Source organism: Paeniglutamicibacter psychrophenolicus, assembly GCF_030812255.1.
Taxonomy (GTDB): Bacteria; Actinomycetota; Actinomycetes; order Actinomycetales; family Micrococcaceae; genus Paeniglutamicibacter; species Paeniglutamicibacter psychrophenolicus_A.
This window is the reverse complement of record NZ_JAUSSH010000018.1, coordinates 32,545-47,864: the sequence shown is the minus strand read 5'-3', so window position 1 is coordinate 47,864 and position 15,320 is coordinate 32,545. Positions and strand designations below refer to the sequence as shown.

14 protein-coding genes are annotated in these 15,320 nt (G+C 69.7%); 5 read left to right on the top strand and 9 right to left on the bottom strand.

The genetic code is table 11. The annotated features are described in order from the left end of the window. Positions 1–61: 61 nt before the first annotated feature. Complete coding sequence (locus J2T21_RS18515) at positions 62–631, bottom strand: DUF2017 domain-containing protein (protein WP_307583433.1); 570 nt, start codon at positions 629–631, stop codon at positions 62–64. Positions 632–633: 2 nt separating this feature from the next. Then, positions 634–930 carry an ATP-dependent Clp protease adapter ClpS gene (clpS, locus tag J2T21_RS18510; RefSeq protein WP_373458074.1) on the bottom strand — a complete coding sequence of 99 codons (297 nt, stop codon included), beginning with the start codon at positions 928–930 and terminating at the stop codon, positions 634–636. A gap of 317 nt (positions 931–1,247) precedes the next feature. On the opposite strand from clpS, the gene J2T21_RS18505 reads away from it, so the two are divergent. Both J2T21_RS18505 and J2T21_RS18500 read left to right on the top strand, forming a co-directional pair. After that, on the top strand, positions 1,248–2,561 hold the full coding sequence (locus J2T21_RS18505; RefSeq protein ID WP_307583432.1) for a nicotinate phosphoribosyltransferase: 1,314 nt from the start codon (positions 1,248–1,250) through the stop codon (positions 2,559–2,561). A gap of 19 nt (positions 2,562–2,580) precedes the next feature. Beyond that, positions 2,581–3,213, top strand: coding sequence for an isochorismatase family protein (locus J2T21_RS18500; RefSeq protein WP_307583430.1), 633 nt, complete (start codon positions 2,581–2,583; stop codon positions 3,211–3,213). 121 nt (positions 3,214–3,334) lie between these two features. On the opposite strand, the gene J2T21_RS18495 is transcribed toward J2T21_RS18500, so the two are convergent. The 5 genes from J2T21_RS18495 to J2T21_RS18475 form a co-directional block, all read right to left on the bottom strand. Further along, positions 3,335–5,131 (bottom strand): DEAD/DEAH box helicase, encoded by a 1,797-nt coding sequence (locus J2T21_RS18495; RefSeq protein WP_307583429.1) that lies wholly within the window; start codon positions 5,129–5,131, stop codon positions 3,335–3,337. Positions 5,132–5,225: 94 nt separating this feature from the next. Further along, a complete protein-coding gene (locus J2T21_RS18490; protein ID WP_307583428.1) occupies positions 5,226–5,522 on the bottom strand; it encodes a DUF3039 domain-containing protein in 297 nt (98 codons plus the stop codon). Between the two features lie 73 nt (positions 5,523–5,595). Further along, a complete protein-coding gene (locus J2T21_RS18485; RefSeq protein ID WP_307583426.1) occupies positions 5,596–7,164 on the bottom strand; it encodes a transporter in 1,569 nt (522 codons plus the stop codon). Beyond that, positions 7,149–7,925, bottom strand: coding sequence for an ABC transporter ATP-binding protein (locus J2T21_RS18480; protein ID WP_307583425.1), 777 nt, complete (start codon positions 7,923–7,925; stop codon positions 7,149–7,151). Before J2T21_RS18480 ends, J2T21_RS18485 begins: the two co-directional genes overlap by 16 nt. A gap of 246 nt (positions 7,926–8,171) precedes the next feature. Then, positions 8,172–9,089, bottom strand: a complete 918-nt coding sequence (locus J2T21_RS18475; protein ID WP_307583424.1) for a co-chaperone YbbN — start codon at positions 9,087–9,089, stop codon at positions 8,172–8,174. A 340-nt stretch (positions 9,090–9,429) separates the two neighbouring features. Between J2T21_RS18475 and J2T21_RS18470 the strand changes: the two genes are divergently transcribed. Then, positions 9,430–10,590: a calcium:proton antiporter gene (locus J2T21_RS18470; protein WP_307583422.1), complete on the top strand. Its 1,161-nt coding sequence runs from the start codon at positions 9,430–9,432 to the stop codon at positions 10,588–10,590. Between the two features lie 209 nt (positions 10,591–10,799). Here J2T21_RS18470 and J2T21_RS18465 read toward each other — a convergent pair whose 3' ends face one another. Next, on the bottom strand, positions 10,800–12,512 hold the full coding sequence (locus tag J2T21_RS18465; RefSeq protein WP_307583420.1) for a hypothetical protein: 1,713 nt from the start codon (positions 12,510–12,512) through the stop codon (positions 10,800–10,802). A 226-nt stretch (positions 12,513–12,738) separates the two neighbouring features. Here J2T21_RS18465 and J2T21_RS18460 point away from each other — a divergent pair, with 226 nt between their 5' ends. Further along, on the top strand, positions 12,739–14,064 hold the full coding sequence (locus tag J2T21_RS18460; protein ID WP_307583419.1) for an AI-2E family transporter: 1,326 nt from the start codon (positions 12,739–12,741) through the stop codon (positions 14,062–14,064). A 42-nt stretch (positions 14,065–14,106) separates the two neighbouring features. Here J2T21_RS18460 and J2T21_RS18455 read toward each other — a convergent pair whose 3' ends face one another. Then, positions 14,107–14,457: a hypothetical protein gene (locus tag J2T21_RS18455; RefSeq protein WP_071213167.1), complete on the bottom strand. Its 351-nt coding sequence runs from the start codon at positions 14,455–14,457 to the stop codon at positions 14,107–14,109. A 104-nt stretch (positions 14,458–14,561) separates the two neighbouring features. Between J2T21_RS18455 and nucS the strand changes: the two genes are divergently transcribed. Continuing rightward, on the top strand, positions 14,562–15,257 hold the full coding sequence (gene nucS / locus J2T21_RS18450) for an endonuclease NucS (RefSeq protein ID WP_307583418.1): 696 nt from the start codon (positions 14,562–14,564) through the stop codon (positions 15,255–15,257). Positions 15,258–15,320: the final 63 nt, after the last annotated feature.

Below are 15,320 nucleotides of genomic sequence, written 5' to 3'. Positions count from 1 at the left end.
TACGAAGCCTACGTGGTTTTGCGCGCGAACGGCCAGCACGCGCGACACACTGTATCCCAGCTCACAAGGACTTGAGCATGGCCTGCATCAGGGATTCCTGCAGCCAGGTGACGAAGTTGTAGACCAGTGCCAGGTATTCGTCGACGGATTCGGCCTTCGACCAATCGTCCTGCGCGTGGATCCGCTCGGCGTCTTCCTCGCTCGCCAGGCCCAGCCGCTGCGCCAGCACCAGGCGCACGTCGTTGACCGCGGCGGCGAAGCGCGGGGCGGTCTCGTCGGACAGCAGGATGGTTCCGGATTCCATCAGCAGGGCCGCCTCGCGCAGCGCCCCGATCTTGCGTTCGCGGATCCCGCGCTCGGAGAGCCTGCGGAATTCCAGCGACGCGGCCGCGTCCTCCGGATCCGCGTCCGGCAGCAGGCGCTTGGTGGCGGGGTCGCTCGGGGGCGCGAAGTCCGCGCGGTGCGCGTGGGGGTCCAGCCCGACCATGGCCCACAGCGGATCCTCGTCCGCGGCGCGCTGGGGCTCAAGCAGGGTGATGACGTCCTGAAACAGGCCGCGGAGCAACTTGCGCTCGGCGGCTTCCAGGGAGGCGGAAAAACCGCGCAGGGTGCTCTTGAATGCTCGTGCCACGGTTAGGCTGCGTCCGCCTTCGACAGGGTGGCCCACAGGCCGAAGCCATGCATCGCGGACACGTCGGCCTCGATCTTTTCGCGGTTCCCGGTGGCGACGACGCTGCGTCCCTCCCGGTGGACCTGCATCATCAGCTTCTCGGCCTTGGCCTCGGGGTACCCGAAGTAGGAGCGGAAGACGTAGCTGACGTAGCTCATCAGGTTGACCGGGTCGTTCCAGATGATCAGGATGTAGGGCTGGTCAAGTTCGTGTGCTTGTGCCTGCTCCACGTGCTCAAGCACATCGGGCATCGCAGTCATGGTTGGCATACCTCCCATTCTACGACGGTGCGCCACCGAAGCGAACCGGGCCGGTGCCCGCGTGTGCCGGGCCCTGCCCCCCGCATGCCCCGGGCGGCAAGCCCCACGCACCCCGGAGCGCGCCGGGCCGGTCCGAAGGCGGCAACGGGTCGATGCCGGGTCTAGAGTATCTACTAACGTTTGCACCGCCGTTGCCGGCCCAATCCGCCGCCACCTGCGGCGGGACGGGCCCCGGCGCCCAGGCTCCCGACGCCGGTGCGAACCGCCCGAACACGCTTTCATCACCCCCGATACCCATCGCGAGGAGCCCAACGGCCATGTGGCAGCAGCCCACCTCACTGTTTACCGACCACTACGAATTGACGATGCTGCAGGCCTCCCTGCACTCCGGTGCCGCACACCGCCCCAGCGTCTTCGAGGCCTTCGCCCGCCGCCTGCCCGAGGGCCGGCGCTACGGCGTGCTGGCCGGCACCGGCCGCATCCTGGAGGGCATCAAGGAGTTCCGCTTCGGCGACGAGCAGCTGCGTTTCCTCTCCGACACCAAGGTCGTGGACGCCGCGACCATCAAGTACCTGGCGGACTTCACGTTCAGCGGAAACATCCACGGCTACGCCGAGGGGGAAATCTACTTCCCCTACTCGCCGGTGATGATCGTCGAGTCGACGTTCGCCGAGGCCTGCGTGCTGGAGACCTTCATCCTTTCGGCGCTGAACCACGACTCGGCGATCGCCTCCGCCGCCTCGCGCATGATCGCCTCGGCCGGCACCCGCCCGTGCATCGAGATGGGTTCGCGGCGCACCCACGAGGAATCCGCCGTCGCCGCGGCCCGCGCGGCGATCATCGCCGGGTTCGACTCGACCTCCAACCTCGAGGCCGGACACCGCTACGGGATCAAGACCGTGGGCACCGCCGCCCACTCCTTCACGCTGCTGCACGACAACGAGCGCGCCGCCTTCGAGGCCCAGGTCGCCTCCATGGGGGCCGACACCACGCTGCTGGTCGACACCTACGACGTCGAGCAGGGCGTCCGCACCGCCGTCGAGGTCGCCGGCCCGGGCCTGGGCGCCGTGCGGCTGGATTCCGGGGACCTGGTCGAACAGGCCCGCTGGGTCCGCGTGCTGCTCGATGACCTGGGCAACGAGAACACCCGCATCATGGTCACCTCCGACCTCGACGAATACGCCATCGCCGCCCTCGGCTCCGCCCCGGTGGACGCGTACGGGGTGGGCACCTCGCTGGTCACCGGCTCCGGACACCCGACCGCCTCGATGGTCTACAAGCTGGTCTCGCGCCACGACGACGCCGGAAACTACGTCGACGTGGCCAAGGCCGCGAAGAACAAGGTCTCGGTGGGCGGGCGCAAGTACGCGGTGCGCCGGCTCAACGAGCGCGGCCGGGCCACCGGGGAACTCATCGGCGTGGGCGAGGTGCCCGCAACCGATGCCGACGACCGCGCCCTGCTGACACAGTTTGTCTCACACGGGGAAGTCGATGAGGCATTCACCGGCGCCGCCGGGGTGCGCCGCGCGGCGAAGCGCCACCGCGACTCGATCCTGGAGATGCCCGGCAGCTCGCGGCGGCTGCAGCGCGGCGAACCGGTCATCCCCACACGTTTCATCGACGAAAACTGACCACGAGGAGAAGCACACCATGAGCGAACCAAGCAGCACACCGGAAAACGCCTCGACGCGTGCCCTGATCATCGTCGATGTGCAGAACGACTTCTGCGAGGGCGGCCCGCTGGCCGTGGCCGGCGGGGCCGCGGTGGCAACGGCCATCGCCGAGCTGGTGGCCGCGCGGCACGAGAGCTACGCGGTGCTCGTCGCCACCCAGGACTGGCACATCGACCCGGGAAGCCACTTTTCCGAGGCCCCCGACTACATCGACTCCTGGCCCGTGCACTGCGTGGCCCAGACTCCCGGTGCGGCGTTGCACCCCAACCTCGCCCCGGCCACGGCCCACCTGGACGCGGCGTTCCGCAAGGGCCGCTTCACCGCGGCCTATTCCGGTTTCGAGGGCCGGATGGCCCTCGAGGGCGCGGCGGTGGAGGACGAATCCGGGCCGCTGCTGGGCGACTGGCTGCGCGAGCGGGGCATCACCTCCCTGGACGTGGCGGGGATCGCCACCGACCACTGCGTGCGGGCCACGGCGCTGGACGCCCGCACCCAGGGTTTCGAGACCACCGTCATCGCCCCGCTCACCGCCGCGGTGCACCCGCAGAACAACGAAGCGGTCTTCGAGCAGCTGCGGGCCGCGGGCGTGACCGTGCTGACCCTCGGCTGACCGGCCCCCTGCGCAAGGAGGCGCGGTGCCTGCCCGGGATGTGGACTGCTCCCCGGCCAGGCACCGCGCCTTCGTCGTTCCCCGCGCCGCCGTCCCCGCACGGCGGCGGGGAGGCGGGCGGCTACTTCTTGCCGATGAACCAGCCCTGCAGCTTGTCCAACCGCATCTGCAACTGCTCGGCGTTGGCCTGGGCCACCGCGGGCCCGCCGCAGGCCTCGCGCAGCTTCGTGTGGATGACCCCGTGCGGGGTCCCGGTGCGCGCACTCCACGCCGAGACGTTCTTGGACAGCGTCGAGCGCATCTCCATCAGCGCCCGGTGGTCCATGACCGGGGCCTCGGCGCTTTCCTCGTGCGCCTTGCGCACCTTGCGCCGCGAGACCTGCTCGGCCTGGCGCTGGCGCAGCAGCACTCCCACCTGGTCGGCGTCCAGCAGCCCCGGGATGCCCAGGAAGTCCTGTTCCTCCTCGGAGCCCACGGCGCCGCCGGTGCCGAACTCGCCGCCGTCGAAGAGCACCCGGTCGAAGGAGGCGTTGGAGTTCAGCGCCTCGAACTTCTGCTTGTTCAGCTCGTCGCTGGCCTTCTCCTCGCGGTTGGCCGCGGCGACCAGCTCGTCCTCGGGGTTGTAGTCCGGGTCCTGGAAGTGCTTCTCGGGTCGGTCCAGGGCGTGGTCGCGCTCGGTCTCCATCTCGTTGGCCAGCGCCATGAGCACCGGCACCGAGGGCAGGAAGATCGAGGCGACCTCCCCGCGCTTGCGGCTTCGCACGTAGCGGCCGATGGCCTGGGCGAAGAACAGCGGGGTGGAGGTCGAGGTGGCGTAGACGCCCACGCAGAGCCGGGGCACGTCCACGCCCTCGGACACCATGCGCACCGCTACCATCCAGCGCGAGTCCCCGGCGGAGAACTCGTCGATCTTCTTCGAGGCGCCGGCGTCGTCGGAGAGGATCACGGTGACCTTCTCGCCGCAGATCTTCTCCAGCTGCTCGGCGTAGCCGCGCGCGTCCTCGTGGTCGGTGGCGATCACCAGGGCGCCGGCGTCGGGGACGGTGCGGCGGACCTGGGTCAGGCGCTTGTCGGCGGCCTGGAGCACCGAGGGGATCCAGTCGCCGGCCGCATCCAGCGCCGTGCGCCAGGCGTGGGCGGTGATGTCCTTGGTGAAGCCCTCGCCGAGCTGGGCCTCCATCTCCTCGCCGCCGCTGGTCTTCCAGCGCATGTTCCCGGAGTAGGCCATGAACAGCACCGGGCGCACCACGTGGTCGCGCAGCGCCTGGCCGTAGCCGTAGGTGTAGTCGGCCTTCGAGCGGCGGATGCCGTCGGGACCCTCGGCGTATTCGACGAAGGGGATCGCGGCGGTGTCGGAGCGGAACGGGGTGCCGGTCAGCGCCAGGCGGCGGGTCGCGGGCTCGAAGGCCTCGCGGATGCCCTCTCCCCAGGACAGGGCGTCGCCGCCGTGGTGGATCTCGTCGAGGATCACCAGGGTGCGGGCCGCCTCGACCTTGGCCCGGTGCAGCATCGGCTTGGAGGCGACCTGCGCGTAGGTGACCACGACGCCGATGTAGTCCGCGCCGTGGCGGCCGTCGGAGTTCTTGAAGTTCGGGTCAAGGGCCAGGCCCACGCGCCCGGCGGCGTCGGCCCACTGCTTCTTGAGGTGGTCGGTGGGGGCGACCACGATGATGCGGTTGATGGTCTTCGCATCGACCAGCACCTTGGCCAGGCGCAGCGCGAAGGTGGTCTTGCCGGCGCCGGGCGTTGCCACGGCCATGAAGTCGCGCGGGTTGTCGGTGAAGTACTTGTCCAGCGCCTCGGCCTGCCACGCACGCAGCTTCGGTCCGGTGCCCCAGGCCGCCCGTTCCGGGTAGGCGGGAGGAAGCCGGTCCTCCATGGGCAGCTTGTCTGCAAGTGAGAACAAGGTATCGGTCATGCATACACCTCCACGGCGCTAAAAATCTTCCCTGCCAGGGCGCGTGCCGGCGCGCCCGGGCGGGTTCGGGTCAAGACGTGTTGCGTGGAAGGGGCTACTTCTTGCCCTTGTCGCCGCCGCCGGTGAGGCCCTCGTAGATTTCCTTGCACTCGGGGCACACGGGGAACTTCTGCGGGTCGCGGCCCGGAATCCAGACCTTCCCGCACAGGGCGATCACGGGGTCCCCGGAGAGCGCCGACTCCATGATCTTTTCCTTGCGCACATAGTGCGCAAAGCGTTCGTGGTCCCCGGCCTCGACCTCCTGGGCCACTTCGGTGCGCTCGATGGTGGTGGCACCGCCGCCGGAGGTGGTGCGGGGATCATTGCGGAACGGATCTAGGGGCATGCTCATGTCCTCCAGTCTAACAAGCCAATCCCCCGGCTCGGTCGAACCCGACGGTCCGCTGCGCATCGCGTGGGGCACATCAGCGGTTTGCCGCGACCGCCTGCATCAGCTCCGGGGCCCGGGCGTCGAGCCAGCGCCCGCCGAGGCGGATTCCGGCCACCAGCAACACCGCGCCCTCCACCACGCCCACCGCCAGGGCGAGCCAGCCGAAGATCGCGTGGTGCGTGAGGACCTGGGCCACCAGCAGCCCCAGGGCCGGCAGCAGCAGCACGGACATGATCGCGAACGTCGCCAATTGCACCACGGCCATCCGCGCCCCGGCGCCCGGGGGCGTCTTGAACGGGCTCTCCCCCGGCAGCGGGACCGCGTAGGTGAAGCGTGCCGAGGCCACCGAGGCCACGCCGAACCCGGACAGCAGCCCGCACAGCGAGATGCCCAGGATCGCCGGCAGCAGGTCCGTGCGGCCCAGGAACACCGGCGGCAGGATGGCGGCCAGCAGCGTCACCGGCAGCGCGAACACGGCGCAGGCCAGCACGCGCCCGGCCCGGTCGTCCACCCCGCGCACCCCGGTGAGCACGTGCAGCGAGAACGCGGTGGAGTCGTAGGAGACGTCGGCGGAGATTGCGAACGCCATCAGGATCCCCAGCAGCGGCCCCAGCACCAGCATCAGCTGCGGGTTCCCGGAGTTGGTGGAGGTGAACCAGATCAGCACCGGCATCAGCGGGACGACCACGATGGAGGCGGCGTAGCGGGGGTCCTTGAGCCAGTAGGTCAGGGCGCGGGCGGCCACCGCGCCGCGCGGGGTGGCGGGGAAGATGCCGAAGGCGCCCATCCCCACGGGCTTGGAGCCGGTGTGCGGTGCCAGCGGGTTTTCCATGGACTTGTGCAGCCCGCGTTCCCACGCCCAGAGCACCGCGCCCAGGTACGCCAGTCCCAGGACCAGGCGCGCCGCGCCCAGCCCCCAGGCCCCGGCGGCCAGGTCCCCGGGAAGGGCCGCGAAGACGCCCAGCGGGGTGAAGCCCAGCACCGTGGCCAGGCGCGGCAGCCAGTCCAGCACCGATTCGATGCCCTCGGCCGCGGTGCCGATGATCGGGCCCAGCAGGATCAGCGGGATGATCGCGATGATCCCGGCGACGTCGCGGAAGCGCCGCGATCCGGTCAGCCGGGCCATCGAGGTGGTGGTCAGCCGCGCCAGGGCCAGGCACATCAAGGCGCCGGCCACGCCGCCGGCCAGCGCCGCGAGCAGGGCCGGCGGATCGCGGCGCCAGGCCAGGAACTGGCCGCCGAGCAGCAGCAGCGTCAGCAGCCCCGGGACGCCGATGAAGCCCGAGAGCAGCAGGCCCGTCGCCAGCCTGGGCCGGGAGATCGTGAAGGTGGTGAAGCGTGCCGGGTCCAGGGTCAAATCGACGCCGAAGGCGACCAAGGGGACGATCGCCCAGCCCAGGGTGACCAACGACGCCGCGCAGACCAGGATGGTGTTGGCCAGTGCGGCGTCCGCGTCGGCCAGCAGGGCCGTGCCGGTGACGGCGAAGACGACCATGCCCAGTCCGTAGAGGCCGCCGATGCACACGCCCACCAGCTGCCAGGGGCTGCGCCGGAAGGAGTTGCGCAGCAGCGCCAGCTTCAACCTCATCAGGTGTGCAACCATGAGAGCCCCTCGCTGTTCCCGCGCCCGCCAACCAATTGCACGAAGCGTTCCTCCAGGGAGACGCCGCCGCGCACCGCATCCACGGTGCCGGCGGCCAGCAGGTTGCCCTCGGCAATGACCGCCACGTGGCTGCACATGCGCTGGACCAGGTCCATGACGTGCGAGGAGACGATGACGGTGCCGCCGTGGGCGACGTAGTCGGCAAGGATCTCGCGGATGTTGGCCGCGGAGACCGGGTCCACGGCCTCGAAGGGCTCGTCGAGCACCAGCACCCGCGGGGAGTGGATCAACGCGGTTGCCAGGGCGATCTTCTTGGTCATGCCCGCGGAGTAGTCCACGACCAGCTTGGCCCCGGCGTCTTCAAGGTCCAGCACGCGCAGCAGGTCCTCGGTGCGTTCGGCGACCGTGTCGCGGTCCATGCCGCGCAGCAGACCGGAGTAGGTGACCAGCTGGCGTCCGGAGAGCCGGTCGAAGAGCCGCACCCCGTCGGCCAGCACGCCCATGGCGGCCTTGGCCCTCAGCGGTTCGGCCCAGACGTCGATGCCGGCCAGCCAGGCCTGGCCGGCGTCGGGGCGCAGCAACCCGGTGGCCATGGACAGCGTGGTGGTCTTGCCGGCGCCGTTGGGCCCGACCAGGCCGAAGAACGACCCGGCGGGGACGTCGAGGGAGATGCCGTTGACCGCGACCTTGTCGCCGAAGCGCTTGCCCAGCGATCGGATCGACAGGGCCGGGGTGCCGGGTTCCGCAGTGGAGTTGCTCATGCCATCGAAATTAGCAGTCGCCACGTGGTTTTGCCGTCATCCCTGCGGACTAATCCCGCCGAACGTGCCGTCCCCGGGGATGACGCGCCGGGAATTTCGCCCGCCGGGGCCCGCGGCCCTGCCGGCTGGCGGGACGCGAAAGGGAGTGCCCTGCGCGGACCCGGACGGGTTCGCGAAAGACACTCCCTGGTTCCCGCCCGCCGGGTCCGCGTGTGGCAGCGCGCGGGACCGGTTCGGCGAGGGATCCTAGAACAGGACGCGGGCCAGCTTCTGGCGCGAGGCAACCACGCGCTCGTCGGCCACCCCGACCACCGAGTACAGCTCGACCAAGCGGGCCCGGGCGGCCTCCTTCTCGTCGCCCGCGTGTCGGCCGATGAAGCCCACCAGCCGGGAGAAGGCGTCCTCGACGTGCCCGCCAATGAGGTCCATGTCGGCAACGTCCAGCTGCGCGGCCAGGTCGTCGGGGTTCGCAGCCCCTGCGGCACGCACCGCGGCCAGGTCCTTGTCCTGGGTGCGCATCAGCAGGCGCACCTGGTTCAGGCCGATGGCCGCGTCGTTGTCGTTGGGCTTCTCGTTCAGCGCCTGCTTGTAGGCGTTTTCCGCCGCCGGCAGGTCGCCGGATTCGATGGCGTCCAGCGCCGCCTGGTGCAGCGGGGGCAGCGGGGCCGGCGCGGTTGCGGCAGCGGTGGTGCCCAGCGGCGCGATGGTCCCGGCGACGCCGTGCTGGACACCCAGGCCCAGCAATTCCTCGATCAGCGACTGGATCTGTTGGACGTCGGCGCTGCCCTGGAACAGCGGCACCGGCTGGCCGTTGACCAGCGCGATGACCGCGGGCACCTGTGTGACCTGGAAGGCCTGGGCGATGGCGGCCTCGGCCTCCGCGTCCACGGTGGCCAGCGCGAGCGTTCCGCCCTTCGCGTCGACCAGCGAGGCGAGTGTTGCATCGAGCTGGACCGAGGCCGGGGACCGCGGGCTGCCCAGCGAGACGATCACCGGAACCTGTTGCGAGAGCGCAACGATTTCCGGGAAGAGTTCCTGGTTGACGGAGCGCACCCAGGTGGGGGCCCCGGCGTCCGCCGTGCCGTTGACCGGCTCCGGGTGGGGCGTCTTGAAGGCTGCCAGATCAATGGCGCCGCGCGAAGAGGGTGCAGTGGGTTCAGGCATGCTGGTGGTCATTCCTCTACTTTAGGCCGCTTCGTGCCCGGGTGGAAAACCCGTCCGCTTCCCGCTGACAAGCACACCGGCGCGGCGGCTGCCGGGGGCGGCCGCGCGGGACGATACCGGGACGCCTCCGGGGACCCGCGCGGAGGGCGCGGAGGGTGCAGGTCACGCCAAATCCACCCGGGCCGCGCCGGTGGCCTATCCTAGTGATTGGAAATCTCCCGCTGCACCGATCCCTGCATCCAGGCACATCCCAACGGCAGCGTGGCAGCCCAGTTGCGGACGGGACGGCCCGTTCGATCGGTCGAACACGGGGACGGCCCCGTGGAATAGGGTCCATTCCGTGGTTTCCCCCACTGCACGCTCCATCCTCACGCGCCGCGCCATCGCGCGCCTCGCCGTCGGCTGGGGCGCCGTCCTCGGCCTGCTCCCGGCCGGCCCCCTGCTGGAGCCACCCGTTTCCGCACCGCTGCTTATCGGTGCGCTGGTCCTGGTCATCGGCGTCATCCTGCTGTGCGCCTTCGGGGTGGTCCACGAGGCCGAACACCTGGCCCGCCGGCTGGGCGATCCCTACGGGTCCCTGGTCCTGACGCTGTCGATCGTGCTGATCGAGGTGGTGCTCATTTCCGCGGTGATGCTCGGGCCCGGCGAGCACGCCACCATCGCCCGGGACTCGGTGATGGCGGTGTCGATGATCATCCTCAACGCCGTGATCGGGTTGTCCCTGCTGGCCGGGGGCCTCAAGCACGGCGGGCTGGGGCACAACCGCACCGGCACCTCCGCCTACCTGGGGATGATTATCGTGCTGTCCTCGCTGGCCTTCGCGCTGCCGGCACTGATCGGGAAGGCCGGCGCCTACACCCGGGGGCAGCAAATCCCGATCATCGTGCTGGCCCTGGCCCTCTACGGCTTCTTCCTGGTCCGGCAGATGGGCCGGCAGGCCGATGACTTCCGGGAAGTGGATCCGCGTGTGGCCCCGGCCGCCGACTCCCCCGCCGCCGCGGACCCCACGGCGGAGCGCCAAGCCATCACCGCTGTCATGGCCGAGCACCGCACCGAGATCGGGCTGCGGCTGGGCCTGCTTGTCGTCACGGTGCTGCCGATCGTGCTGCTCTCGCACGCCATGGCCACGCTGCTGGACGACGGCCTGGGCCGGGTCGGTGCGCCGGTGGCGCTCTCGGGCATCCTCATCGCCATGGTCGTCTTCCTGCCCGAGTCGATCACCTCGGTGCGCGCTGCCCTGAACGGGGAGATCCAGCGGGTCGGCAACCTCTGCCACGGGGCCCTGGTTTCCACGGTCGGCCTGACCATTCCCGCGGTCCTGGTCATCGGCCTGCTCACCGGCCAATCGGTCGTGCTGGCCGAAACCCCCGTCAACCTCATGCTGCTGGGCGTGACGTTGCTGCTGTCGGTGACGACCTTTGCGGCCAGGCAGGTCACCGCGATGCACGGGGCCGCGCACCTGGTGCTCTTTGCCGTCTACGGCATCGCCGTGTTCTCCTAAGGCGCCCCCACCGGTTCCCGCGTCCCGGTTCACTGGGCCGGGGCGGCCCGCGGCCGGGCCGCGCCCGGCGATCCGGGGCATCGGACGCCGGCACGCAAAAAAGCGCGGTGCCGCCGGCCACGGGATCCGTTACCCCGTGCCGGTGGCACCGCGCCCTGCGTGGAGGGACCGACAGGTCCCCGCACTCCCCCGCCGAAGGGGGCTTTTGGCTACTTCAGCAGTTTCGCGCCCTTGGTGATGACCTCGGCAGCGACCACCGAGACCTTGTCCTTGGAGTCGGCGGCCGGGATGTAGATGAGCATCGGCTCGCCGTAGGTGATCTCGATGCCCTTCTTGGTTTCCTTCGCGTCCACGATCGTGGCGGTGGTGTCGTCCAGGCCGATGGTGCCGCCGGTTTCCTTGGGCTTCGCGGTGGTCGTGGCGGTGAAGTTGCCCGAGACCAGCGCCCCGCCGTCCGGGGTGGCCAACACGACGGTGTCCTTGGCGTTCACCTGGCGCTTGAAGGTGATCTTGGCGTCCTTGTTGGCCTTGACCAGCGCGTTCTGGTCCTTGGCGTTGAGCGTCAGGAACGCGTTCTTGGCGAACTTGTCCGCATCCTTGGACTTCTCGTTGTCCATGAGCCCGGCCAGGCGCTCAAGTGCCGACTTCGGGGTCATTTCCAGGCCCTCGGCGTTGTCCTTGAGCAGCTTCACGGACTGGTCCCCCACGGCGATCCCGGGGAACGTCGAACCGGGCAGCATCGGGGTGGCGAAGGCGACCTTGTAGTCGTCCCGCGGCCCCGCCTGGGTCAGCGTGATGGCGGTGGGGATGGTGGAGGCGGCGGAGTCCTTCGCGGTGACAACCATCAGCGAACGCGGGAAGTGGGCACCGTCGTCGGTCGGCACGGCGGCCGAGCGGATGACGGTGGTGTCGATGGCCGAGGGGCCGTCGAGCTTGACCTTGTCGTTGCGCAGCTTGTAGTTCTGGCTGCGCAGCGTCTTCAGGGTGCCGGTGGTGCGATCATCGAGGTCCTTGGCGTTCTTCGACTTGTCGGCCTTGGCCACGGAGCTGGAAACCTCGGAAAGGATCCGCTCGAGCTGGGCCTGCAGCACCACCGGGAAGACCTTCTCGGTGTCCTGGGCTGTGCCGTCGGCCGGGGAGGACGACGGACTTGCAGCCAGCGCCGGCACGGAGGGAACCAGCGCCAGGGCCAGGATCGAGGCGGTCGCAACGACCTTGGCCACGGTGTTCGGTCCGTTCTTCACCGGGGGCGTGGTCGGGAGCGAACCGGTCTGCGGGGCACCGGCACGCTCGGCGGCGCGGCGTCCTCCGCCGGTGGAGCCCCCGCGCGGCGTGGTGCGCACGGCGGCCAGCGCAATCCCGGCGACCAGAAGCAGGGAACCGATGATGATCAGCGGCATGGAGTACGGGGTGGCGGTGTCGCCGGGCCAGGTCACCGAGATGTCGGTGGGCGCCGCGGCCTTGCCGTCGGCTGCGAGCAGCAGCGTCCAGGAGCCCTCGTCGGGGTCCGTCCAGCGGTAGGTCATGGTCTTGTCGGCGTTCTCGGTCGCCTGGAACAGGTCCGCGCCGGCCGGATTCGGGACCTCGGCCTCGCCGGTTTCCGACGTGGATTCAAGAACGGTGTCAGCGGTGTTGATGCCGGAGATGGTGGTGTGTGCGGCCTTGCCGACCCACGCCTGGGCATCGGCGGAACGCACCAGCGAGGCACTGAACTTGCCCTCGGCCTTGATGGTGATCTCCGTGGGGTGCCCGGCAACGGTTCCGATACCGGATTCGAGCAACGTCACCGGTGCCGCCGCGGGGGCTTCGGCAAGGTGGGCGGTCAGCGTCTCGGGCGGAGCCCAGACGGTACGCTGGCCGATCCCCACCACCAGGGCTGCAAGCCCAAGAATGATAGCGATCGCTGATAAGATCTTTCGCACAATTACACCTAACGGATGGGGAGTCGAGATTCGGCCTCGGGCTGCCGCCCCGCGTCATGGACTCAGGGTGGCACGCCATAAGTCTAACGAGTTGTACCGCATCCGGGTTCCTTGATGTGGGTAGCACCACGCTGCGCACCGGTGAGGCATCGGCCACCATTTGCCGCATCCGACATCGGGGGCCCAATGCCGACAAGAACCCGCCCCGGGTATTAAGCTCGGGGTTGTGACTACTCAAGACGGGGACGACGCAGTGCCTCCGGAGGCAACCGGCGGCCAGGGGACCGTGCCCGGAGCCGACGGACCTCAATCTCCTGGAGCTCCGGGCACCGGGGAAGTTTCCCGGGACGACACCCGGCTTCCGGCACCGCTGGCGGGCCCGCGGCAGTGGTGGCGCCGGCTGCTGGGCACCGCCCAGCAGACGCTCGATGCCCGGATCAAGCCGCCGGCGAACTTCGGCTTCCCTCCCGAGCCGAAGCACGAGGCAGGCACGGGCCTACCGGGCGCGGATGTTTCCCCGGCCGCCAACCCGATCGCCTTCGGGTTCCTGTTCACGGTCGGCGTGGGACTGGCCCTGCTGGGCTTCTTCCTGCTGACCAACGTGGGCTCGCTGGTCATCTGGATCGCCATCGCCCTGTTCATTGCCCTGGGGCTGGACCCGGTTGTGCGCTTCCTGGTGTCGCACGGGACCTCGCGCACCATCGGGGTGCTGGTGACGATGCTGGCGCTGCTGGGCTTGGCCGCCGGGTTCATCGGCAGCATCATCCCCACGCTCACCGAGCAGACGGCCCAATTCATCGAGCGCGCACCGCGGATCGTCGACGACTTCCTGAAGTCCGAGCTTTTTGTCAGTCTCGACGCGCAGTACCACGTCTCGGACCGGATCAGCGAGGAGATCGGGAAGTTCTTCTCCGACGCCGGGGCCGTTGGCGGGATCTTCGGCGGAGTGCTGGGCGTGGGCAGCGTCATCGCCCAGGGCGTGTTCGGCGTGCTGATCGTGTTGGTGCTTGCCATCTATTTCCTGGCCTCACTGCCGGCGATGAAGTCCTTCTTCTACCGCATGGCCCCGCGCTCGCGCCGGGCACGGGTCGAGGAGCTGGGCGACACCATCACCCGGTCGGTGGGCAACTACGTCATGGGCCAGGCGTTCGTGGCGGTGCTGAACGCCACCGTCGCCCTGGTCCTGATGAGCATCCTCGGGGTGCCCTTTGCCGCCCTGCTGACCCTGCTCGTTGCCATGCTGGCGTTCATCCCGCTGGTCGGCGCGGTGATCGCCGGAATCCTGGTGTCCCTGATTTCGCTGACCCTGGGGTGGCAGACCACCGCCATCTACGCGATCTGCTACTTCGGGTACCTGCAGATCGAGGCGTACTTCATCTCCCCGCGCGTGATGCAGAAGGCCGTCTCGGTCCCCGGCGCGGTGGCAGTGATCTCGGTGATCGCCGGCGGCTCGCTGCTGGGGGTCATCGGCGCGCTGATGGCGATTCCCGCGGCCGCGGCGATCATGCTGATCCTGCGCGAGGTCTTCATCGCCCGGCAGGACAACCGATAGGGCCTTCCGGACCCCGACGGCCGCCGGCGGCGGATCACCGGGCTAGTACCGGTAGGAGCGTGATTCCCAGCACTTGGGGTGCCAGTGGCGCCGCGCCGCGGCCGAGGCGTCGTCGCCGGACCAGTGGTCCGCCCTCCACGCCACCAGGTGCTCGGTCCCCGGGGAGATGAAGCGCCCGCACCCCGGGCACTTGTAGGTCTTGGAGGCTCCGACGGCCGAAATCCGCCGCACGTGCCATTGCCCGTCCGGCGCGTCCTGCAGCCGCTGGACCCCGTAGCGCGCCTTTTCCAGCCACGCGTCGTCGCCCGCTGCCTCGGGGCGGGTCCACTTGTTGACCCGGCCGGAACGGGGTGCGGGCGTGGAGGAACGAGAAGGTCGATTCGAGCGGGCCATGGTCCAATTCTGCCCCAGTTCCGTGGCGGGCCGTGCCCGCGGCGCACCCGCGGCCCGCCACGGCCGGGCCCGGGGCCACGGCGAAACCCGGTAGAGTGCCTGTTGTGCGTTTAGTGATTGCCAAGTGTTCAGTTGATTACGAGGGCCGCCTTCGGGCCCATCTCCCCCTGGCGACCCGTCTGTTGATGGTCAAGGCCGACGGCTCGGTGCTGGTGCATTCCGACGGCGGCAGCTACAAGCCGCTGAACTGGATGAGCCCTCCGGCGGTGATGCGGGTCGTCGAGCCCGACGAGGAACAGGCCGCCGAGGGAGACATCGAACTCTGGCACGTCGCCCACCAGAAGTCCGATGACCGCCTGGTGGTCCACATCAAGGAGATCATCCACGACACCGAGCACAACCTCGGCACGGATCCCGGGCTGATCAAGGACGGGGCCGAGGCCGACCTGCAGCGCCTGCTGGCCGACCAGATCGAGACCGTCGGCGCCGGCTACACGCTGATCCGCCGCGAGTACATGACCGCCATCGGACCGGTGGACATCCTGGCCCGCGACGCCGACGGCGCCACCGTGGCCATCGAGCTCAAGCGCAACGGCGACATCGACGGCGTGGAGCAACTCACCCGCTACCTCGAGCTGCTCAACCGCGACCCGCTGCTCAAGCCGGTGCGCGGCATCTTCGCCGCCCAGAAGATCAAGCCGCAGGCCCGCACGCTGGCCACCGACCGCGGGATCGATTGCCTGGTGTTGGACTACGACGCGATGCGCGGCGTCGACGACGTGGCAGCGCGGCTCTTCTAGGGCCCTTGCGGCACCGCATTGCAGCGCCTTCGGGAGCACATCCCTCGGCGGCGCCGGCCCGGC

Coding starts and splice junctions, on each gene's coding strand:
- J2T21_RS18475 (WP_307583424.1), bottom strand. CDS start 9,089: ATGCCTGAACCCACTGCACCCTCTTCGCGCGGCGCCATTGATCTGGCA.
- J2T21_RS18485 (WP_307583426.1), bottom strand. CDS start 7,164: ATGGTTGCACACCTGATGAGGTTGAAGCTGGCGCTGCTGCGCAACTCC.
- J2T21_RS18490 (WP_307583428.1), bottom strand. CDS start 5,522: ATGAGCATGCCCCTAGATCCGTTCCGCAATGATCCCCGCACCACCTCC.
- J2T21_RS18455 (WP_071213167.1), bottom strand. CDS start 14,457: ATGGCCCGCTCGAATCGACCTTCTCGTTCCTCCACGCCCGCACCCCGT.
- J2T21_RS18480 (WP_307583425.1), bottom strand. CDS start 7,925: ATGAGCAACTCCACTGCGGAACCCGGCACCCCGGCCCTGTCGATCCGA.
- clpS (WP_373458074.1), bottom strand. CDS start 930: ATGACTGCGATGCCCGATGTGCTTGAGCACGTGGAGCAGGCACAAGCA.
- J2T21_RS18500 (WP_307583430.1), top strand. CDS start 2,581: ATGAGCGAACCAAGCAGCACACCGGAAAACGCCTCGACGCGTGCCCTG.
- J2T21_RS18495 (WP_307583429.1), bottom strand. CDS start 5,131: ATGACCGATACCTTGTTCTCACTTGCAGACAAGCTGCCCATGGAGGAC.
- J2T21_RS18505 (WP_307583432.1), top strand. CDS start 1,248: ATGTGGCAGCAGCCCACCTCACTGTTTACCGACCACTACGAATTGACG.